The organism is Winogradskyella psychrotolerans, from assembly GCF_018860565.1.
GTDB lineage: Bacteria > Bacteroidota > Bacteroidia > Flavobacteriales > Flavobacteriaceae > Winogradskyella > Winogradskyella damuponensis.
Genome location: NZ_JAHKPS010000009.1, coordinates 178,701 through 199,152, shown reverse-complemented (window position 1 = coordinate 199,152; position 20,452 = coordinate 178,701). Strand labels below are relative to the sequence as shown.

The window sequence follows — 20,452 nt, the reverse complement described above, 5'->3', positions numbered from 1 at the left end:
CTTTTGCATTCTGTTTAAAATTTATGAAGAGAGGACTTTACATACTACTTGTTAGTGTACTACTTATTTCGTGTAGTGATTTTCAGAAAACATTAAAATCTGAAGATACTGCCGCAAAGTTTGAAATGGCAACTGAGCTATACGATGCTGGAAAATGGAGCAAATCTTTTAGATTATGTGAACAAATTCTTCAGAAGTATAGAGGGAAACCACAAGCTGAAAAATTAACCTATATGCATGCAATGTGCTCTTATCACTTAGGAGATTATTACATTGCAAGTTATCATTTAGATAAGTTTACAGATATTTACCCGCAGAGTGAAAAAGCAGAAGAAGCTGCTTTCCTATCTGCTAAAGGCTATTACTTCAATTCGCCTGTTTATTCTAAAGAACAGAAAGAAACGGTAGAAGCTATTGAAAAATTACAATTATTTGTAAATGTTTATCCTAATTCTAAATATTTAGCAGAAGCAAATGCATTAATTAAAGAGTTAGATTTCAAATTAGAGAAAAAAGCTTTTGAAATAGCTATGCAATACAATTTAATAGGTGGTTATAGTGGCGATTATGGTGCGGCTATTAAATCATTTAATAATATGTTGCTTGAATTTCCAGGATCTTCTTTAAGAAGCGAAGTTTTTTATTACAGATTTGATTCTGCTTACAAATTAGCGATATTAAGTGTAGATTATTTGAAGGAAAAACGTTTAAAAGACGCTTTAGCCTATTACAACGCATTAGAAAAAGCGTATCCAAATTCAGAACATATGGAAGACGCGAAGATACAAAAACAAGAATTAGAACAAGAATTAAATACGTTTACTACTAAAAGTTAAACATTATAACGATGGATTTAAAAAAGACAGATGCACCTGTAAGTACTATTACTTACGACAGAAACGAAATTGATGCAGCAACAGATAATATCTATGAAGCTATTTCTGTAATTTCTAGACGTGCTGAGCAAATTAATACAGATATTAGACGTGAGTTAATTGACAAGCTAGAAGAGTTTGCAACTTACAATGATAGTCTTGAAGAAATTTTTGAAAACAAAGAACAAATAGAAGTGTCTAAGTTTTATGAAAAATTACCAAAGCCACATTCTTTAGCTGTTAAAGAGTGGTTAGATGATAAGATTTATCACAGAAATACTGATGACCCTCAGCCATAAATAAAAACCTTAGATGTCTATTCTAAAGGATAAAAATATTTTATTGGGCATTACTGCTGGTATTGCCGCATATAAATCTGCTAGTTTAGTCAGATTATTTATTAAAGCAGGCGCTAACGTAAAAGTCGTTATGACGCCTGCTTCTAAAGAGTTTGTAACTCCACTTACCCTTTCTACATTATCTAAAAATCCGGTGTATTCATCTTTTACAGATGAAGAAGATAATAACCAAGTCTGGAACAATCATGTCGATTTAGCTCTTTGGGCTGATTTGTTTGTTATAGCACCTGCTACAGCAAATACTATGGCTAAAATGGCAAATGGTGTTTGTGATAATATTTTATTAGCAACTTATCTTTCTGCAAAATGCCCTGTCTATTTTGCTCCTGCTATGGATTTAGATATGTATAAGCATCATTCTACCAAAACATCTTTTGACAAGCTAACATCATACGGAAATCAACTCATTCCTGCAGGTACTGGTGAACTCGCTAGTGGTTTGGTTGGAGAAGGTCGTATGGCAGAACCAGAAGACATTGTTAGTTTTATTGAAAAAGATATTCTAGAGCAATTACCTTTAAGAGGAAAACGTGTTTTAATAACAGCTGGCCCTACTTATGAAGCCATAGATCCTGTTAGGTTTATTGGTAATCATTCTAGCGGAAAAATGGGATTTGAAATTGCAAAAGCAGCATCAAAATTAGGTGCTCAGGTAATTTTAGTTACTGGTCCAACACATCAAAAATTAGCAGATAACTTTGTAACAGTAAAACCTGTAGTTAGTGCAGAAGACATGTATACTGAAGTTCATAAACATTTTAATACTTCAGATATTGCTATTCTTTCGGCAGCTGTTGCAGACTATAGACCAAAGAATGTTGCCACTCAGAAAATAAAAAAGAAAGAAACAACGTTTACTATTGAGTTAGAAAAGACAAAAGATATTTTAAAATCTCTTGGAGAGATAAAAAAAGACCAATTTTTAGTCGGTTTTGCTTTAGAAACAAATAATGAGTTAGAACATGCCAAAGGTAAATTAAAGTCTAAGAATTTAGATCTTATTGTACTAAACTCATTACAAGATAAAGGAGCAGGTTTTGGGGTGTCAACAAATAAAGTTACATTTATAACATCTTCTAACAGTATTATTGAAAATGAATTAAAATCTAAGACCGAAGTGGCTGAAGATTTAATGCAACTTATATTAAAACAAACACATGCGTAACCTACTTTTTTTATTTGCTTTTTTATGTACAACAGTAACATTCTCTCAAGAATTAAATTGTACGGTTAGCGTTATAGCTCAACAAACAGGAAATGAAAATAATGTTGTTTTCAGAACATTAGAAAAACAACTCACAGAGTTCATTAATAATACCAAATGGACAAGAGAAAAATTTGGAGCACAAGAGCGTATTAATTGTAGTATGGTAATTAATGTTAAAGACTATAATAACGATTCGTTTTCGGCTTCACTTCAAGTATCATCATCTCGACCAGTTTTTAATTCAACTTACAGTTCACCTGTTTATAATTATAATGATAGAGATTTTAATTTTCAGTATTTAGAATTCCAAAATTTAGTGTTTAATGAGAGCCAGTTTGAATCTAACTTAATTTCAGTATTATCATTTCATGTGTATATGATTTTAGGAATGGATGCAGATACGTTTGAGCTTAATGGAGGAGATAATTATTTTAAACAAGCTCAAACAATTGCAAATTATTCGCAGCAGCTAAGTGGACAAGGCTGGAAACTAGAAGATGGTTTGCAGTCGCGTTTTGCGTTAATAGATAATTTATTATCACCATCATATAAAGCCATGAGATCTACAATGTATAAATATCATATTGAAGGCTTAGATATTATGAACCAAGGCGCAAAGGACGGAAAGACACAAATTATTTCTGCATTAGATGAATTACAGAAAGTACATAGTATACGACCAAACTCATTTCTAATGCGTGTGTTTTTTGATGCTAAAGCAGATGAAATTATGGATATTCTTTCTGGAGGACCAAATGTTAACATTACAAAAGCAATGGATATTTTAAACCGAATAGCGCCAATGCATTCACAAAAATGGCGAAATATTAAGTATTAATATGCTATTCAAATAGTCTACACTGTTATTTCTCATGTAGAATCATCCGTTTTAAGTTATTGCAGTATTTCAGAATCCTTTATATTTTTACCAGAACATATAAGAGTATAGTAAACTCGAATATTTTTTTACCTATTTCAAAATATGAATAAGTAAACGCTTAAATTTGTATAACAAATTATAAAGTCTTGCTCACATCACTTTACATAAAAAATTACGCACTCATAGATGAGTTAAATGTTGTATTTAATAATGGTTTAACTATCATTACAGGAGAGACAGGTGCCGGAAAATCTATCTTATTAGGTGGTCTATCTTTAGTTTTAGGCAAACGTGCAGATTTAAGTCAGGTGAAAAATGCACAAGAAAAATGCATTATAGAAGCCGTATTTGACATCGCCAATTATGATTTAAAAGAACTATTTAAGGTTTTAGATTTAGATTATGATGTGCAAACTATTATTAGACGCGAAATTTTACCTTCAGGAAAATCAAGAGCCTTTATTAATGATACACCTGTAACCTTAGAAAGTTTAGTCGCTTTGAGTAGCTACTTAATAGATATTCATTCGCAGCATCAAACACAACAATTAACCCAAGACGATTATCAGTTTAAAGTTATAGATGCTTTAGCTGAAAATAAGTCTAATTTGGAAACATTTTCAAAAAGCTTAGTAGCGTATAAGTCACTTCAAAAAGATTTAGAAGAATTAAAGCTTTCTAAGGCTGAATTGATAAAAGAATACGATTATAATCTGTTTTTATCTAATGAGTTAAATGAAATAAATTTAGAGAAAATTGATCTTGAAGATTTAGAAAATCAATATGAAGAGCTCAATAATGTGGAAACCATAGGAGAGAAGTTAAGTAGTTCTAAAGTCATATTAAATACCGAAGACCTTGGTGCTATAGATCAATTAAAAGCTGTAAAGCAAGAATTGTCTAAAATTGCTGGTTTTGGTAAATTATATGAAAGCTTAAAAGATCGTATTGATAGTGTTGGAATTGAACTCGAAGATATTTTAGTTGAGTTAGATAATTTAGAAGAAAATTTATCTACAGATCCGCAAGAATTAGAACAAATTGGTAGTAAACTTCAAATTATAAACAATCTATTTCAAAAACATTCGGTCTCAGAAATTGAAGAATTAATCACTATTAAAAATGATTTAAAATCTAAAATTGACAATACCGAAATTTTAGACGATACCATACGCCTTAAAGAAGAGCAGATTTTAAAATTAGAAGAGAAGCTTAATCAGGTGGCTTTAAAAATCCATAATAAAAGAAAGAAAATTATTCCAACTTTCGTTTCAAAGTTAGAGGCTATACTTTCAGATTTAGGCATGCCAAATGCAAAGTTTAAAGTAGAATTAGAGGCTACTCGTCATTTTCTTAAAAATGGAAAAGACAACTTGCAGTTTTTATTTATGGCTAATAAAGGGGCTAGTTTTAACGAACTTAAAAAGTCGGCCTCAGGTGGAGAACTGTCACGTATAATGTTGGCTATAAAATCTATATTGGCTGAATATATTCAGTTGCCATCTATAATGTTCGATGAAATTGATACTGGTGTTTCAGGTGAGATTTCCAACAAAATGGGAGAGATAATGAAGCAAATGAGTAATAAGATGCAAGTGTTTACAATTACACATTTACCTCAAATTGCCGCCAAAGGCAACTCACATTTTAAAGTGTTTAAAACAGATATCGAAGAAGTAACACATACACAGCTTAAAAAATTAAATGAAGACGAACGTATCGTAGAGATTGCTCAGATGCTTGGTGGATTAAATATTACAGATTCAGCAATGGCACATGCAAAGCAATTGTTAAATTAATTAATTTTAAAAGATGAAACGGTATTTTATAATTCTATTATTTGCAGGAGGCCTTGTGTGTCTTGCTTGTGATAAAGATGATCCTTGTGAGGTTAATCATGTCATTATAAATGGAGAATGTGTTCCTGACTATATTTTTCCAGATAATAGCGTCGTATTACAAAATGGTGATAAATATTATCATAAAAAATTTGGTCCCATTATATATAAAGACGGCCAATGGACAGATAAATGGAATAATATTATTGAAGAATTATAACCTAAAATGAATTTATAAGCTTGCAGTCGCAATTTTTAGACTTTAAAAAACAAACAACTAAAACAATAACCATATGTCATACAATTTACTAAAAGGAAAAAAAGGAATCATATTTGGAGCTTTAGACGAAAACTCTATTGCTTGGAAAACTGCTGAACGTGTACATGAAGAAGGTGGGACGTTTGTATTAACTAATGCGCCTGTTGCTATGAGAATGGGACAGATAGATGAATTGGCTAAAAAAACAGGCTCTCAAATTATTCCTGCAGATGCAACATCGGAAGCAGATTTACAAAATTTAGTAGAACAATCTATGGAGATTTTAGGAGGTAAAATTGATTTTGTTTTACATTCAATAGGTATGTCTATTAATGTTAGAAAAGGAAAACACTATACAGATCAAAATTATGCATGGACACAAAAAGGAACAGATGTGTCTGCGATGTCTTTTCATAAAGTGATGCAAACACTTTATAAAGCCGATGCTATGAATGAATGGGGAAGTATTGTAGCTTTAACGTATATGGCTGCACAACGTGTATTTCCTGATTATAACGATATGGCAGATAACAAAGCATATTTAGAAAGTATTGCACGTAGCTTTGGCTATTTCTTTGGTAGAGATAAAAACGTACGCGTTAATACCATTTCGCAATCACCAACACCAACAACAGCTGGTTCGGGTGTTAAAGGTTTTGATGGTTTTATTGCTTATGCAGATAAAATGTCTCCATTAGGAAACGCAACAGCACTAGATTGTGCTAATTATACCGTTTCTTTATTTAGTGATTTAACTAAACGTGTAACGCTTCAGAATTTGTATAATGATGGAGGTTTTAGTAATATGGGAGTCAGTGATGCCGTTATGGATGCCTTTATAAATAAACAATAAAAAAAAAATAATAGACAATATGCTTTTAAGCCGTTATGTTAATGACATAGCGGCTTTTTTATGGCTTTTAAAATTCATGAATTTTGATAGACTTATTGAAGTAAAATAGTCAATTATTTTAAAATGTAGTCAAAATGTGTTTTGTCGGTATTTTCGACATTTCAACGATTTGAAAGTTAAACTAAAAGTTATTCTAAATAATTAACATATTTTTAAAGAATTACTAACTTTAAAATACAATTTTATGAAAAAAATTACGTTTTGCTTATTTGCACTGTGTTGCTTTGCCTTTTCTTGGCAAGGACAGTCGCAAATATTTATTGACGAGTCATTAGATTCAGGGGTTCCTGCTGATTGGACTAACACTTATTATTATTCAAATTCAACTGCAGATTACTTATGTGAAGGTACAGGGAATGTGTATAATAACTTATATTATAACACTTGGTCTGAAGAGGCTTACGATGGCGATTTAACTTCTCCTAATTACGTAGGTGTATCTAATGAGACAGATACAACAGTTGAGTTTGAATGGAATGCTAGACCATATACTACTAATGCAGTAGATTATATTATTTATGTAGAGTATTCAACAAATGACGGTACAGACTGGAATTTAATTTCTTCTTTTGCGGTTACAGAAACAACAGCTTGTACGCAATATTCTGAAGTAATACCTGCGGCTAGTCTGCCAAGTGGATCAGATTTTAAATTTAGAGTAAGAGGTGAGTGGGTATCAGGTGACAGTTATTTTTACTTAGATAATATTTATGTTACTCAGGCTATTAGCTGTCCTCAACCTTCTGATTTAACAGTTTCTAACTTAGAATCAACGCAAGCAGTTTTATCTTGGGTAGAAAATGGTTCTGCATCTTTATATAACGTTGAAGTTGTATTAGCAGGAGACGCTCCAACTGGTATTGCAACTGATACTGGTGTTGCAAACTCATTTACTAAAACTGGTTTAACTGCAGATACAGCATATGAATATTATGTACAAGCAGATTGTACAGGTGGTGATGTAAGTGCATGGGTTGGACCTGAATATTTTTATACAGGATATTGTATTCCTGAATCTACAGATCCTGGTACGTATACAGATTCTTTTACTGTAACAGGTGCTTTAATGGATACTTCAACAAGTGAAACAGGTTATACAGGCACTGGATACGCAGATTATTATGATACAAATACAATTGAAAGCTTCGAAGGAGGTGCGTTTGATTTTTCTGCAGAAATTGTAGGTGGAACAGCTGGTTATGCTGTTTGGGTAGATTGGAATAATGATTTTATATTCGATGCTGACACAGAAACCGTTTACAATACAACAGGTTATGATAATGGTCCATTTGAAGCTACAATAGCCGTGCCAAGTGGAACAGCTATGGGTGACTATAGACTTAGAACTATGGTAGATTATAATGATTCTAATCCTAATGATGATGCCTGTGCCTTTGGTTCTGGAAGAGGTGAGGTAGAGGATTACAAACTAACTATTGTAGCTGCGCCTACTGATGCTATGGATTTTAACAATGTACAATGGGTGACTGATGGTACTAATGGTAGTGATACATCTTTATCTGTTAACGCTGGTACAGCCGTAACAGTATATGCTAAAGGCTACGAAGCTGGTGTTACCGATGCAGCAGGTGCAGGTGCAGGTGTTGAATGTTGGATTGCAATTAACGACGAAGATACTGATCCTGCAACGTGGGACAACGCACTATGGAAAGTTGCTACATATAGCAGCGATTCAGGTAATGATGATGAATATGAATATACGACTTCGGATACTCAACCTGGTACAAACTATGTAGCAGCAAGATGGCGTTTAAATAACGCAGCTTATACTTATGGAGGTTTCAATGGCACTTGGGATGGGACTAACAATGTAAGTATCGAGCTTGTTGTAGATCCGGTAGCTAATGATGATTGTGCAGGAGCAATTGCATTAACTGTTAATGCAGATTTTGATTGTGCAGTAACTACAGCTGGTACAATTCAATTTGCTACCGCATCAGGTGAAGATGAAGCGACATGTTTTGGTACTGAAAATGATGATGTATGGTTTTCTTTTGTGGCAACAGCAGATTCTCATAAAATTAGTTTGTTAAATGTAGCAGGTACGCCTACTGATTTATACCATTCTGTTTGGTCAGGAGCTTGTGGGACACTTACAAACATAAACTGTAGTGACGCTGATAACAGTACTTTAACAGGATTAACGGTAGGTGAAACTTATTTATTAAGAGTAAATTCATATGGTACAGCAGCTAATCCAACGACAACTTTTGATATTTGTATTGGAACACCACCACCACCACCAGCTAATGATGATTGCGAAGGTGCAGTAGTATTAACTGTTGAAAATGAAATTACTGATTTAGCTTCTGCAACACAAATATCAGGAACTATTGCTAGTGCAACCGACTCAGGTATTGCAGCTTGTGCAGGTAGTAATGCAAATGATGATGTTTGGTATAGTTTTGTAGCCACTTCAACAGCTGCTAATATTGATGTAACTGATGATTTTGATGGGGTAGTTGAATTATTTAGTGGAGCTTGTGGTAGTTTAGTCTCAATTGAATGTGATGATTATGATTCTACATATGCTAACCCAAGAATTAGTCGTACTGATTTTGTGGTAGGTGAAACTTACTTTGTAAGAGTATTTTATTATAGTGCAGGCCCAACGTCTACACCAAATTTCACAATAGCCTTATGGTCTCCAGATGAAGCGTTAAGTGTAAACAATTTTGAAACTGAAGCAGCATTCTCTTATTTTCCAAACCCAGTTAAAAATACATTAACATTAAATGCTAAAAATACCATAGAGCAAGTGGCAATGTATAATATGCTAGGACAAGAAGTATTAAGAGCGACTCCTAACTCAGTAGATAGTGATTTAGATATGTCTAGCTTACAAACAGGTACTTATTTTGTTAAAGTAACTATTGCAAACGTTACAGAAACAATAAGAGTGATTAAGCAATAAGTTTAATCAACATATAATTACAGAAAAGCCGCTATTTTAGCGGCTTTTTTTATTTATAACCAAGACTTCGATGTGTCATTTTTATTAAATGGTGGTCTATGCATTTAAAGCTCATGTAACTATTAAAAGTTGCGCTTGGTTTATTTATCTTTGTTACCTATGAATGACATTGATTTTTCCTTTATTATTCCAGTTTATAATAGGCCAGATGAAATTAAAGAACTCCTAGAGAGTTTTTTAAATTTTGAAGGTCATCGTAGTTGTGAAATTGTCATTGTAGAAGATGGGTCTACAGAAACTTCAGAAAACATAGTTGAGCAATTTAGTAATCATCTAAATATTTCATACTATTTTAAACCAAATTCAGGTCCAGGTGATTCTAGAAACTTTGGTATGACAAAAGCAAAAGGAAGCTACTATATTATTTTAGATTCAGATGTTTTGTTGCCGTCAAATTATTTAATAGAAGTTGAAACGTTTTTAAATGCATCTTATTACGATTGCTTTGGTGGGCCAGACGCTGCGCATTCGTCGTTTACGAATCTGCAAAAAGCTATTAATTTTGCTATGACTTCGTTTATAACAACAGGAGGTATTAGAGGCGGAAAACAAAAGCTTGAAGATTTTCAGCCAAGAAGTTTTAATATGGGATTGTCTAAAAAAGCATTTTTAGCTTCTGGTGGTTTTGGGAAAATTCATCCAGGTGAGGATCCCGATTTGTCATTACGTTTACACCAATTAGGCTTTAAAACTACACTAATTGAAACGGCTTTTGTTTATCATAAACGCCGGGTCTCTTGGTCTAAGTTTTATACTCAAGTTTACAAATTTGGTATGGTAAGACCAATTCTTAATCAATGGCACCCTAAGTCTAAAAGTGTAGTGTATTGGTTTCCTACTTTATTTAGTTTAGGGATAATTGTTTCAATTATATTGGCATTATTACATGTAAATTTGCCATTATATCTTTATGGCTTATATTTTACTTTAGCTTTTGTAATGGCTTTAATTTTAACTCGAAGCATCAGTGTAGCGTTTCAGGCTTTATTTGCTATAATTATTCAGTTTGTAGGCTATGGTTATGGTTTTTTTAAGTCTACATTTAATCTGGTTGTTTTGGGTAAGCACCCAGAAGAGGCATTTCCACAACTTTTTTTTAAAGTATAAATGAATTCTAAGAAAAAAATAAACATATTAGATTATTTAAAAAAGAAAAGCGTTAAGCGTTTTAGTCTGTTCTTTGCCATTGCATTTGTGTTTTTAATTATTTCTAAGTTATCTAACGATTATAAACAGACAATACAACTAAAAGTAAATTTAGTCGATTTTGAAGATGAAATTTTGTTAGAAAATGACTCGATTACTTATATTAATGCGTATGTAGAGGCTAAAGGCTTTTCATTAGTGCCGCTAATGTTTAATAGCTATAAAGGACTTGTTTTAAACGCAAAAAAAGATGTGACTGTAAAATCCAATCATTTTTTGTTTGATGTACAAAAGCATAAATATTTAATAGAAGATCAATTAGGTCATTCCTATAAATTACTTTCTGTTTTACCAGATACACTTTTAATTTTATTTTCTAAGAGAGCTTCAAAAATGGTTCCTATAACTTTAAAACAGACTATTAATTATGCTGTAGGTTATGATTTAAAAGGGGAACTTAAATTTGATAAAGACAGTGTGAAAATTGTAGGTTCAACTTCTGAGGTCGACAAAATTACTCACATTAATACTGAGAATTTAACCCTTAATAATGTTAAAAACAATATTGAAAAAAACGTAAATTTAGATATTTCAGGTTTTGAAAATATTGAAATATTTCCAAAATCAATTTCCGTATCAGGAGAGGTTGCTAGATTTACAGAAGGCATTGTAGAAGTTCCTGTTACTATAACCAATCAGCCCAAGGATGTTACAATTAATTATTTTCCAAAAACAGTTAGTGTTTCCTATTATGTAGCTTTGGAAAGCTATAACGCTATCAAAGCTTCAAATTTTAAATTAGAATGTGATTATACAGACTTAAATGCAAACCAAACGTATTTAGTACCTAAAATAGTAAAGAAGCCAGCGTCTGTAAAACATGTTAATATAAAACAGAAACGAATAGATTTTATAAAGTTATAAGATGATAGTAGTAGGATTAACAGGTGGAATAGGAAGTGGGAAAACAACGGTTTTAAAGTGTTTTCAATCGTTTGGAGTACCAGTTTATATTGCAGATGTCGAAGCCAAAGCTTTAATGAATCGTTCTAAAATTATTAAAAGAAAACTTATTCAGTTGTTTGGTGACGCTGCCTATGTAGATGATACATTAAATAGACCGTATTTATCTTCAAAAATTTTTAGCGACAAGACCTTACTCTCTAAAATGAATGCGATTGTACATCCAAAAGTTGCATCGCATTTTAAACGTTGGCTAAAAAAGCAGGATTCACATTATGTTATAAAAGAAGCCGCTATTATTTTTGAAAATCACCTTGAAAATCAATACAATTACATTATCACAGTAGTTGCAGATGAAGATCTACGAATACAACGTGTAATGAGACGTGATAATACTTCAGAAGAAAAGGTAAAATCAATTATTAAGAATCAATTGTCTGATAAAGAGAAAATTGAAAAGTCAGATTTTGTAATCACAAATAATGATTTGGAATCAGCAAAAAAGCAAGCTTTAGAAATTCATCAGCAAATACTTCAAGATATTAACAAAAAATAAAAGAATTTCTTTTGTTAATGTAAGGTTAAACCTAATTTGTACTAAATGTTAAAATGTTAAATTTGACTGATGGGTAAAAAATTATTTGTCTTATTGATAGTCTTAATGAGTTTATCTCTCATTGGAATAATTTTTGTGCAATCATTTTTTATTAATAATAGTTTAGAAAATGAGGACAAAAATTTTACACTAAGTGTAAAACGAGCTTTAAGTTTTGTGTCTAATTCAATTGAAGAAATGGAGTTAAGAGATGCATTTTCAAAGCTTCAACCTCACTTAAATAAAGACACTAAAGTAGATTCGGTAAAAATAAGACAGCTTTTTATTACATCAGAAGATGATTTAAATGACCTCACTATAATAAATCGTAATACGGTTTTAGAAGAGCGTCTTAAAGTCCCTTCGTTGTTCTTTGAAATTGATGCAGACAGTTTTAACATTAGTAAATTAACTAATGAGCGTGTTAAAGAAGTTTATAGTAATTCTAGTTTAGATGGTAATACTTCTATAAAACCTATGCAACGATTGGTAGAGATTTCATCTATGCCAATTATTGAAAAGCAAATGTATGAAGATGTTATAAAGGAGTATTTAAAAGATATTCCAATTTATAAACGTGTTACGACTAAACAAGTTGAAGCATTCTTAAAAAGAGAACTGAAGGATGAAGGCATAGATTTAAATTTTGAGTTTGCTATTTATGATGATGATTTAGCAACAAAGGTGCAAACCCAAAATTTTGAAAAAGAAAAGGCTTATGGTATTCCTGTGTTTTTAGACAATAATAAAGAGAGTAATTATAATCTTTGGGTTGATTTTCCGGATAGAAAAAAGTATTTAATATCCTCTGTACTAAAGATGGGATTTTTGTCTATACTATTTACAAGTATTATTATCATAGCTTATGCTAGTGCGATTTATCAATTAATAAAGCAACGACAAATATCACAGATAAAAACAGACTTTATTAATAATATGACACATGAGTTTAAAACGCCAATTGCAACCATCAATTTAGCTTTAGACTCTATAAAAAACCCTAAAATAATTAATGACCAAGAAAAGGTAAAACGTTATTTAGGAATGATAAAAGAAGAAAATAAGCGTATGCATGCTCAAGTAGAAAATGTATTGCGTATTTCTAAATTAGAAAAAAACGAACTTAATATTAGTAAGGAACATATAGAATTACACGACTTAGTAGAAGATGCTATTACACATGTAGAATTAATAGTTGAAGATCGTAAAGGTTATGTAAAAATGCATTTAAACGCTGCTGAGTCATCAGTTTTAGCAAACGAGACACATTTTACAAATGTGATTGTTAATATATTAGATAATGCTATTAAGTATTCAGATGATGCACCAAAAATAGATGTGTATACTGAAAACGTAGGAAATAATATTATTGTAAAAATAGCAGATCAAGGCAATGGAATGTCAAAAGCTGTTGCCAAACGTGTGTTTGAAAAATTTTATAGAGAACACACAGGTAATGTGCACAATGTAAAAGGACATGGCTTAGGTTTAGCCTATGTAAAAAGAATAGTAGAAGACCATCAAGGTCATATATCAGTAGAAAGTGAAAAAGGAAAAGGCAGTACTTTTATTATAAAGATGCCGTTAATATCTTAAAAACGAATTATGGAAGAACAAAACAAGAAAATTCTTTTGGTAGAAGACGATCCAAATTTTGGAACCGTTTTAAAAGATTATTTAATGATGAACGATTACGACGTTGTCCATGCCAAAAATGGAATGGAAGGTTTTGAAAAGTTCAAAAAAGACGATTACGATCTTTGTATATTAGATGTGATGATGCCTTATAAGGATGGCTTTACATTAGCTAAAGAAATTCGCGAAAAAAACACAGACGTTCCTATTATTTTCTTAACCGCCAAAGCGATGAAAGAAGATGTATTAAAAGGTTATAAAGTAGGAGCAGACGATTACCTTAATAAACCTTTTGATAGTGAGGTTTTATTAATGAAAATTAAAGCTATAATTCAACGTAAGGCAACAGATACGGTTGCAGACAGCAAACAATTTGAATTTAAAATTGGACGTTTTGATCTCAATTCAAAACTTCGTTTCTTAAAGTTCGATGGAGGTGAACCTTCAAAATTATCGCCAAAAGAAAACGAGTTGTTACGTTTATTGGCATTGCATGAAAATGATTTAATGCCTAGAGAATTAGCACTGACTAAAATATGGAGAGATGATAATTATTTTACCTCTCGTAGCATGGACGTGTATATTGCTAAATTGCGTAAATATTTAAAACCAGATCCTAACGTAGAAATTTTAAATATTCATGGAGAAGGCTTTAGGTTGGTTATTAACAACAAATAAGTTTTATATCCTTTTTTATATCTCGAAAAAATCCAGTTTATTACGCTGGATTTTTTTGTGATGGATATTATGTAATTACTCATTCTTACTTAAATGGTAATGATTACTTTTGGTGATTAGATTCAATATATTGTATAATAGCGTTAGCGTCAGTTTTATAATCAAACCATTTAATTGCGTCATCTTTTCTAAACCATGTGAGTTGTCGTTTGGCAAAACGTCTGGTATTCTTTTTAATTTCAGAGACAGCAAAATCTAGAGAGTCATTACCTTCAAAGTATTCAAATAACTCTTTGTAACCAACAGTATTTAGTGCATTAAGATGCTTTTTTGGTAATAGAGCTTTTGCTTCTTCTAATAATCCGTTTTCAATCATTAGATCTACACGTTGGTTAATTCTATCATAAATAACAGAACGTTTAGCATTTAAGCCAATACTAATAGTCTTAAAGTCTCGATTTTTTTCAGGATTGGTAAGAAAAGAAGTATATGGTTTTCCTGTGCCAATACAAATTTCTAGAGCTCTAATAACACGTTGTGGATTGTCTATTGCTATAGTTTTAAAAGCCTCTGGATCTAAAACGTTGAGTTGTTCTTGTAAAGTATTTAAACCCTCTTTTTCTAGTTGAAGATTAAGGCTTTCTCTAATATTAGAATCAACTTCAGGAAAATAGTCTAAGCCCTTTGTTACAGCTTTTACATATAATCCAGAACCTCCAACCATGATTACAACAGGATTGTCTTGATGTAATTCTTTTATTTTAGATATGGCATCGCTTTCAAAATCACCAACATTATAATTTTCATCTATAGATTTATGCTGAATAAAATGATGTGGTGCCGCATTTAGTTCTTCTACGGAAGGTACAGCAGTTCCAATAGACATTTCTTTGTAAAATTGCCGAGAGTCTGCAGAAATAATTTTAGCTTTAAAATGTTGAGCAAGCTTAATACTTAATGCTGTTTTACCAATCGCAGTTGGACCAACAATGGTAATGAGAGTTTTGGGATATATCTTAGGCATTATTTAATCTACAATAAAGGATTGAGTTCATTTCCACAGTTATAGCAATAATCTGAATTATCTTTGTGGTCTGATGCATGGCAATTTGAGCAATGTTGGGAATTGAGGTGAATAGTAATATTGTCAGATGAATTATTTTCTGGACTATTTTTATTCGTTTTTAATGCTTCATTTTCGGCATCTTCTTTCTGACCACTTCTAACATATTCTGCAGAAACAATTCCTGTTGGTACTGCAATAATTCCGTAACCTAAAATCATGATAAATGTTGTTATAAACTGACCTAAAGGCGTTTGAGGGGCTATATCTCCAAATCCAACGGTAGTCAATGTTACTACACACCAATAAATACTTTTTGGTATGTTGTCAAAACCATTGGCTTCTCCTTCTACTAAATACATAATAGTTCCAAAAATGACCGAAGTAATCATTACAGCAAATAAGAAAACCATAATTTTTACACGACTTGCAACTAAAGATGCTTTTAGGTGATTTGATGCTCCTAGATAGCGCGCCAATTTTAAAATTCTAAAGACCCTTAGTAACCGTAATGCTCTTAAGGTGACTAAAGCTTGGGAACCAACAAAAAAGAAAGATAAATACATTGGTATGGTTGATAAGAAGTCGATGACTCCAAATGAACTAAATATATATTTAAATGGTTTTTTAACTGAAATTATTCTTAAAATATATTCAATAGAAAATAATATGGTTACAACCCACTCACCAATATATAAGAGTTCGTGGTACTTTTTATCTATGCTAACGACACTTTCTAGCATAACCAGTAAAATACTAACTAATATGAATATTAATAACAGTATATCAAAAAGTTTTCCAGAAGGAGTATCAGCCTCATAGATAACTTCATGTATTCTATTTTTCCAATTATGTTTTTGATTCGATATCATATTCTAAATGTACGAAAAGTTAAATTATAGTTTCTAAAGTTTTAGGTTGTGGTTTATTTATTCTGTTGTAATAACCTAAAAAAGCAGCAAATAATGCTACAATTTTTAAGTTATATGTCTTGTATATATTAGTTTAAACTAACGATTTTAAGTCTTTTATTTCTTCTCATATAACTCTGAATAATATGCTGTGTGTCTCTGTTGTTTTCCATTGGAGTTATAAGAGAGTCCAAGATAGCTCTGTTATTTATTTGATGGTTTAAATCAAAAAAGCCCATGCCTTTAAAGATACCATTTTCTATTAAAAACACGCTTTTTTCTTCTATAGCTCTCCCTTTATCGATAATTAGCATGTTTTTATTAGCATAACTATACTTTTCTATTAATGAATTTACCCTTTTGTTATAGGCCTCAACAGGCTCTTCATTAATACATGCTCCAGAACATTCTTTTACTTCATATTTAAAACAACTTGTTTTTGTATTGTATAAACCGGTAAGTTTTTGGCATAGATTAAATTCCTCGACAACTTTAAAGAGAAAGTGTTTACCACTTGTTCTTGTACTAAAGGTTGTAATAGGCATTTCTTCTCTGTTAGATTTATCAATAAAAAGATTTATATAACCATTTTTATCTGTAAAACTGTAAAGGACATGGGTAAAAATGGTTCTTCTTAAAGCTCTATTAAAGATGGGTTTATTTGCTTTTATCTCTGCACTTTCTTTTAATAAAGCCGCGAGTTCGCTTCCCGTTTTTTCGTAGGTAACAGTACTAACTAATTTTTGAATTTTTTTAGATTTAGAGTTCTTACCTGTAAAATGCTGAATAATTCGTTTTCTAATATTTTTACTTTTTCCAATATAAATAATTTCACCTTCTGTGTTATGAATATAGTACACTCCTGTATCTGAAGGCAATCCTTCTATAATTGTTATAAGGTTGGTTGGAATATTAGATTTCTGTTCAATTTTAACAGCATCTCTAATAATAACTTTTTCTAAATCTTTGTTTAATAACATTTTAAACAACTTTACAGTGGCCATTGCATCTCCATTGGCTCTGTGTCTATCACTCATAGGAATACCTAATGCTCGTGTTAGTTTGCCTAAACTATAGGATTCCATATCAGGAATGAGTTGTTGAGATAGTTCAACCGTGCAAAGTGTTTTTCGTTTAAAAGGAAAGCCTAAACGTTTAAATTCGGTTTTAAGAATTCGGTAATCAAAAGAAGAGTTATGGGCTACAATAATACAATCTTCAGTTATTTCAACGATACGTTTTGCAACTTCGTAAAATTTTGGTGCGTTTTTAAGCATATTAGAATTTATGCCTGTAAGATTAACTACAAAAGGTTGAATTTCCCGTTCGGGATTTACCAAAGAAATAAATTGGTCAGTTACTTTATGACCATCAAATTGGTAAATTGCAATTTCAGTGATGCCTTCTTCATTGTACTTTCCACCTGTGGTTTCTATGTCTAGTATTGCGTAGATAGCGTTAAGTATTTTACGTTTTTACGAACAGAGTTAAGCAGTCTTTATAATTCTAAAGACAGCTTTGTTATACTTTTTTCGGGTAACGTGTTAATTATAATTTCGAGAACCAAATATACTACTTCCAACGCGAATCATGGTGCTTCCGCAATCAATAGCTAATTTATAGTCTCCACTCATTCCCATACTAATGGTTTTAAGTTCAGGGTGTAGTTGTTTAAGTTCTGTAAATGTGTGGTTTAGGCTTTTAAATTCTTTTTTTATCTGATTGGTGTCATCTGTAAATGTGGCCATTCCCATTAAGCCAACAACTTTAATATGCTTTAATTCAGAAAACTCATTGGATTTTAGTAGGTTAGAAGCATCTTCGGCAGACATCCCAAATTTGCTGTCTTCTTCAGCGATTTTAATTTGAAGTAAACAGTCTATTATTCTATCGTGTTTTTGGGCTTGTTTATTAATTTCATTTAATAATTTGAAGCTTTCTACACCATGAATTAGGCTTACAAATTCAGCCATATATTTTACCTTATTTCGCTGAACATGTCCTATCATATGCCATTCAATATCTTTTGGCATTTGTTCATGCTTTTCTGCCATTTCTTGGATTTTATTTTCTCCAAAAATGCGTTGTCCAGTATTATAAGCTTCCATTAAATCACTGATTGGTTTCGTTTTTGAAACGGCTACAAGTGTAACGTGCTCAGGTAAGGTTGATTTAATTTTTAATAGGTTTTCTTGTATAGACATAATTATTTAATCTCTAGTTAATGCATAGTATATAACATATAGCCAACTGAATATGCCGTGTAAAATTGCCCATAGAATTGATTTATTTCTGTCCCATGAGATTACAACAGCAATAACACTACCTAAGCCAACTCCACTTTTTATAACGGTATCACCTTGGTTTTGAGAAAAGCAGGCGAAGCTAATACTTATAAAAAGTAATAATAATATATATTTTTTAGTCATAATTTAATATTCATATATAGTGATTCCACTTCTCAACTTCGGTAGAATGTAAGTGCTTTTAGGTGGCATTGTTAAACCATCGTCTGCAATTTGTTTCATTTGTTCTACATTAGACGGACACATACCAAAACCAACCTTAAACTTTCCACTATCTACACTGCTTTTTATAGTAATCATGTCGTGTTGCCCATTAACGTATGAAATACGACTATCATCTCGTAAATCATCAATACCTAAAATTGGTTGAAGTATGGTTTTGTATAACAATTGTGCATCTAATTTATCTAAGGATGTTTTAAATTCATAGCTTGTTTTTCGTAAATAAAGGGAGTAAAACTCACCATCTAAATACATACTAAAATGATGTAGTTTGGATGGTTTGTAGGGCATTAGTCCTCTGTTTTCAATACGATAAAAAGTATCTAATTTAATTAAAAACTCTTCCTTGGTTAAACTGTTTAAATCCTTAATAAGTCTATTAAACTCGTGTATTACTAAATCTGATTCTGGAATTAAATACGACATAAAAAAGTTATAAGACTCACAGCCTTTATGATTGGTGTTCTTTTCTTTTTCATCTTTAAATAATAAGTATGACGACGCAGATCTATGGTGACCATCAGCAATATAAATTGTGCCCATTTTTTCAAATTCTTTTTGAATGGTAGCAATGGTCTCTTTTTTATCTATTTTCCATAAATAATGCGTGTCTCTGTAAGTCATAGTAAACTCAAACTCGGCATGTAGTGTGTTTTGTGTATCTGCTATAATGTGTGCAATAACCGCATTGTCAGGATAGGTGAGTAGCACTGGTTCTGCATTAAAGCCAACCGTTTGCAGATAACTTTTAAACGTTTCTTCGCGTTTGGCTATTGTGTCTTCATGCTTTTTTATAATGTCATTTTCATAATCTTCTGCACTAGTAGCCGCAATAATACCACTAAATTCTTGTCCATGCCGATTTACTATTTTATAAACATAGAATGATGGCTTTTCATCTTGAACAAAAACACCCTCTTCTTTAAATTCTAAATATCTATTTTTAACCAACCTATAACGTTCTTCACCTGTAACTTCTTGATCGTATTTATAACCAGGATTTACAATATGTAGAAAGCTATACGGGTTATAAGCCATTCGAGATTCTCGTTCATCAACTGTATAGCTTTGATAAGGGCGCGCAGCAACAAGACCAACAATTGCTCTTGTAGGTCTTACGGCTTTGAATGGGACTATTTTTGGCATGTTTTATGTGAAAAGTGAAAAGTGTTGAGTAAAAAGTGAGAGTTCTTTTTTAGGTCATTTCACTTTAAATTAAGATTCGCTTGAACCGATTTTTTTAGGGTTTAATATCATATAGTTTAATAAATTTGCTATGTCTTGTGATTCTTTCAGTAAGTTGTTGTAGCTCTCATTTGAAATATAGTCACAAGCTAAAGCAAATTCTAGCCAAGTTTGTGTTTCACCATTTTCAGCATCGCAATCTGTAAGTTTACTAATAAAGTGTTTCGGATAGCGTCGTTTTCGATAGGCTTCAGATAAATTAGCACAAACACTACGAGAGCATCTTTTTATTTGATCCGTAAGTGAATACGTTTCTTCTTTAGGAAATTTCTTAGAAAAATGCAAGATGTCCATTACTAATTTAAAACCTTTTTTATAAGCTATTAAGTCATGTACTTTCATAAATTACTGTATTAATTGAG

20 protein-coding genes are annotated in these 20,452 nt (G+C 31.6%); 13 read left to right on the top strand and 7 right to left on the bottom strand.

Annotated features, from left to right (window positions below; all coding sequences use genetic code 11):
• Positions 1-23: 23 nt before the first annotated feature.
• The 13 genes from KO504_RS03405 to KO504_RS03345 all read left to right on the top strand — a co-directional run bounded on the left by KO504_RS03405 (position 24) and on the right by KO504_RS03345 (position 14,343).
• The gene (locus tag KO504_RS03405) at positions 24-836 is read left to right on the top strand and encodes an outer membrane protein assembly factor BamD (RefSeq protein ID WP_215924919.1); all 813 of its coding nucleotides are present in this window, start codon (positions 24-26) and stop codon (positions 834-836) included.
• Positions 837-847: 11 nt separating this feature from the next.
• Positions 848-1,174 carry a DNA-directed RNA polymerase subunit omega gene (locus tag KO504_RS03400; protein ID WP_215924918.1) on the top strand — a complete coding sequence of 109 codons (327 nt, stop codon included), beginning with the start codon at positions 848-850 and terminating at the stop codon, positions 1,172-1,174.
• 13 nt (positions 1,175-1,187) lie between these two features.
• The gene (coaBC, locus tag KO504_RS03395) at positions 1,188-2,399 is read left to right on the top strand and encodes a bifunctional phosphopantothenoylcysteine decarboxylase/phosphopantothenate--cysteine ligase CoaBC (RefSeq protein WP_215924917.1); all 1,212 of its coding nucleotides are present in this window, start codon (positions 1,188-1,190) and stop codon (positions 2,397-2,399) included.
• Positions 2,392-3,279, top strand: a complete 888-nt coding sequence (locus KO504_RS03390; RefSeq protein WP_215924916.1) for a DUF4835 family protein — start codon at positions 2,392-2,394, stop codon at positions 3,277-3,279. The genes coaBC and KO504_RS03390 overlap by 8 nt, the downstream gene beginning before the upstream one ends.
• 188 nt (positions 3,280-3,467) lie before the next feature.
• The gene (gene recN, locus KO504_RS03385) at positions 3,468-5,120 is read left to right on the top strand and encodes a DNA repair protein RecN (protein ID WP_215924915.1); all 1,653 of its coding nucleotides are present in this window, start codon (positions 3,468-3,470) and stop codon (positions 5,118-5,120) included.
• Positions 5,121-5,133: 13 nt separating this feature from the next.
• Positions 5,134-5,379 carry a hypothetical protein gene (locus KO504_RS03380; RefSeq protein ID WP_215924914.1) on the top strand — a complete coding sequence of 82 codons (246 nt, stop codon included), beginning with the start codon at positions 5,134-5,136 and terminating at the stop codon, positions 5,377-5,379.
• Between the two features lie 73 nt (positions 5,380-5,452).
• The gene (locus KO504_RS03375; protein ID WP_215924913.1) at positions 5,453-6,271 is read left to right on the top strand and encodes an enoyl-ACP reductase FabI; all 819 of its coding nucleotides are present in this window, start codon (positions 5,453-5,455) and stop codon (positions 6,269-6,271) included.
• Positions 6,272-6,515: 244 nt separating this feature from the next.
• Positions 6,516-9,266, top strand: coding sequence for a GEVED domain-containing protein (locus KO504_RS03370; RefSeq protein WP_215924912.1), 2,751 nt, complete (start codon positions 6,516-6,518; stop codon positions 9,264-9,266).
• A 159-nt stretch (positions 9,267-9,425) separates the two neighbouring features.
• Positions 9,426-10,433, top strand: a complete 1,008-nt coding sequence (locus tag KO504_RS03365; RefSeq protein WP_215924911.1) for a glycosyltransferase — start codon at positions 9,426-9,428, stop codon at positions 10,431-10,433.
• On the top strand, positions 10,434-11,396 hold the full coding sequence (locus KO504_RS03360; RefSeq protein WP_215924910.1) for a CdaR family protein: 963 nt from the start codon (positions 10,434-10,436) through the stop codon (positions 11,394-11,396). It abuts the gene before it with no gap.
• A gap of 1 nt (position 11,397) precedes the next feature.
• Positions 11,398-11,991, top strand: a complete 594-nt coding sequence (coaE, locus tag KO504_RS03355; protein ID WP_215924909.1) for a dephospho-CoA kinase — start codon at positions 11,398-11,400, stop codon at positions 11,989-11,991.
• A 105-nt stretch (positions 11,992-12,096) separates the two neighbouring features.
• Positions 12,097-13,626 carry a sensor histidine kinase gene (locus KO504_RS03350; RefSeq protein WP_252723610.1) on the top strand — a complete coding sequence of 510 codons (1,530 nt, stop codon included), beginning with the start codon at positions 12,097-12,099 and terminating at the stop codon, positions 13,624-13,626.
• 9 nt (positions 13,627-13,635) lie between these two features.
• On the top strand, positions 13,636-14,343 hold the full coding sequence (locus KO504_RS03345) for a response regulator transcription factor (protein ID WP_215924907.1): 708 nt from the start codon (positions 13,636-13,638) through the stop codon (positions 14,341-14,343).
• Positions 14,344-14,446: 103 nt separating this feature from the next.
• On the opposite strand, the gene miaA is transcribed toward KO504_RS03345, so the two are convergent.
• From miaA to KO504_RS03310, 7 genes are all read right to left on the bottom strand, one after another.
• Positions 14,447-15,367 (bottom strand): tRNA (adenosine(37)-N6)-dimethylallyltransferase MiaA, encoded by a 921-nt coding sequence (gene miaA / locus KO504_RS03340; protein WP_215924906.1) that lies wholly within the window; start codon positions 15,365-15,367, stop codon positions 14,447-14,449.
• An 8-nt stretch (positions 15,368-15,375) separates the two neighbouring features.
• Positions 15,376-16,278: an ion transporter gene (locus tag KO504_RS03335; protein ID WP_215924905.1), complete on the bottom strand. Its 903-nt coding sequence runs from the start codon at positions 16,276-16,278 to the stop codon at positions 15,376-15,378.
• A gap of 128 nt (positions 16,279-16,406) precedes the next feature.
• Positions 16,407-17,771, bottom strand: a complete 1,365-nt coding sequence (locus KO504_RS03330; protein WP_215925059.1) for an exonuclease domain-containing protein — start codon at positions 17,769-17,771, stop codon at positions 16,407-16,409.
• A 90-nt stretch (positions 17,772-17,861) separates the two neighbouring features.
• On the bottom strand, positions 17,862-18,521 hold the full coding sequence (locus tag KO504_RS03325) for a YggS family pyridoxal phosphate-dependent enzyme (RefSeq protein ID WP_215924904.1): 660 nt from the start codon (positions 18,519-18,521) through the stop codon (positions 17,862-17,864).
• Positions 18,522-18,527: 6 nt separating this feature from the next.
• Positions 18,528-18,746, bottom strand: coding sequence for a hypothetical protein (locus KO504_RS03320; protein WP_252723609.1), 219 nt, complete (start codon positions 18,744-18,746; stop codon positions 18,528-18,530).
• Positions 18,747-18,749: 3 nt separating this feature from the next.
• A complete protein-coding gene (locus KO504_RS03315; RefSeq protein WP_215924903.1) occupies positions 18,750-19,991 on the bottom strand; it encodes a DUF1015 domain-containing protein in 1,242 nt (413 codons plus the stop codon).
• Positions 19,992-20,060: 69 nt separating this feature from the next.
• On the bottom strand, positions 20,061-20,432 hold the full coding sequence (locus KO504_RS03310; protein WP_215924902.1) for a four helix bundle protein: 372 nt from the start codon (positions 20,430-20,432) through the stop codon (positions 20,061-20,063).
• Positions 20,433-20,452 lie beyond the last annotated feature (20 nt).

Excerpts from the sequence above, each read along its gene's own strand:
- KO504_RS03345 (WP_215924907.1), top strand. The coding sequence starts at position 13,636 with ATGGAAGAACAAAACAAGAAAATTCTTTTGGTAGAAGACGATCCAAAT.
- KO504_RS03375 (WP_215924913.1), top strand. The coding sequence starts at position 5,453 with ATGTCATACAATTTACTAAAAGGAAAAAAAGGAATCATATTTGGAGCT.
- KO504_RS03360 (WP_215924910.1), top strand. The coding sequence starts at position 10,434 with ATGAATTCTAAGAAAAAAATAAACATATTAGATTATTTAAAAAAGAAA.
- KO504_RS03400 (WP_215924918.1), top strand. The coding sequence starts at position 848 with ATGGATTTAAAAAAGACAGATGCACCTGTAAGTACTATTACTTACGAC.
- KO504_RS03325 (WP_215924904.1), bottom strand. The coding sequence starts at position 18,521 with ATGTCTATACAAGAAAACCTATTAAAAATTAAATCAACCTTACCTGAG.
- KO504_RS03390 (WP_215924916.1), top strand. The coding sequence starts at position 2,392 with ATGCGTAACCTACTTTTTTTATTTGCTTTTTTATGTACAACAGTAACA.
- KO504_RS03405 (WP_215924919.1), top strand. The coding sequence starts at position 24 with ATGAAGAGAGGACTTTACATACTACTTGTTAGTGTACTACTTATTTCG.
- KO504_RS03335 (WP_215924905.1), bottom strand. The coding sequence starts at position 16,278 with ATGATATCGAATCAAAAACATAATTGGAAAAATAGAATACATGAAGTT.
- KO504_RS03315 (WP_215924903.1), bottom strand. The coding sequence starts at position 19,991 with ATGCCAAAAATAGTCCCATTCAAAGCCGTAAGACCTACAAGAGCAATT.
- KO504_RS03350 (WP_252723610.1), top strand. The coding sequence starts at position 12,097 with ATGAGTTTATCTCTCATTGGAATAATTTTTGTGCAATCATTTTTTATT.
- miaA (WP_215924906.1), bottom strand. The coding sequence starts at position 15,367 with ATGCCTAAGATATATCCCAAAACTCTCATTACCATTGTTGGTCCAACT.
- coaE (WP_215924909.1), top strand. The coding sequence starts at position 11,398 with ATGATAGTAGTAGGATTAACAGGTGGAATAGGAAGTGGGAAAACAACG.
- KO504_RS03365 (WP_215924911.1), top strand. The coding sequence starts at position 9,426 with ATGAATGACATTGATTTTTCCTTTATTATTCCAGTTTATAATAGGCCA.
- KO504_RS03320 (WP_252723609.1), bottom strand. The coding sequence starts at position 18,746 with ATGACTAAAAAATATATATTATTATTACTTTTTATAAGTATTAGCTTC.
- KO504_RS03380 (WP_215924914.1), top strand. The coding sequence starts at position 5,134 with ATGAAACGGTATTTTATAATTCTATTATTTGCAGGAGGCCTTGTGTGT.
- KO504_RS03370 (WP_215924912.1), top strand. The coding sequence starts at position 6,516 with ATGAAAAAAATTACGTTTTGCTTATTTGCACTGTGTTGCTTTGCCTTT.
- KO504_RS03310 (WP_215924902.1), bottom strand. The coding sequence starts at position 20,432 with ATGAAAGTACATGACTTAATAGCTTATAAAAAAGGTTTTAAATTAGTA.
- coaBC (WP_215924917.1), top strand. The coding sequence starts at position 1,188 with ATGTCTATTCTAAAGGATAAAAATATTTTATTGGGCATTACTGCTGGT.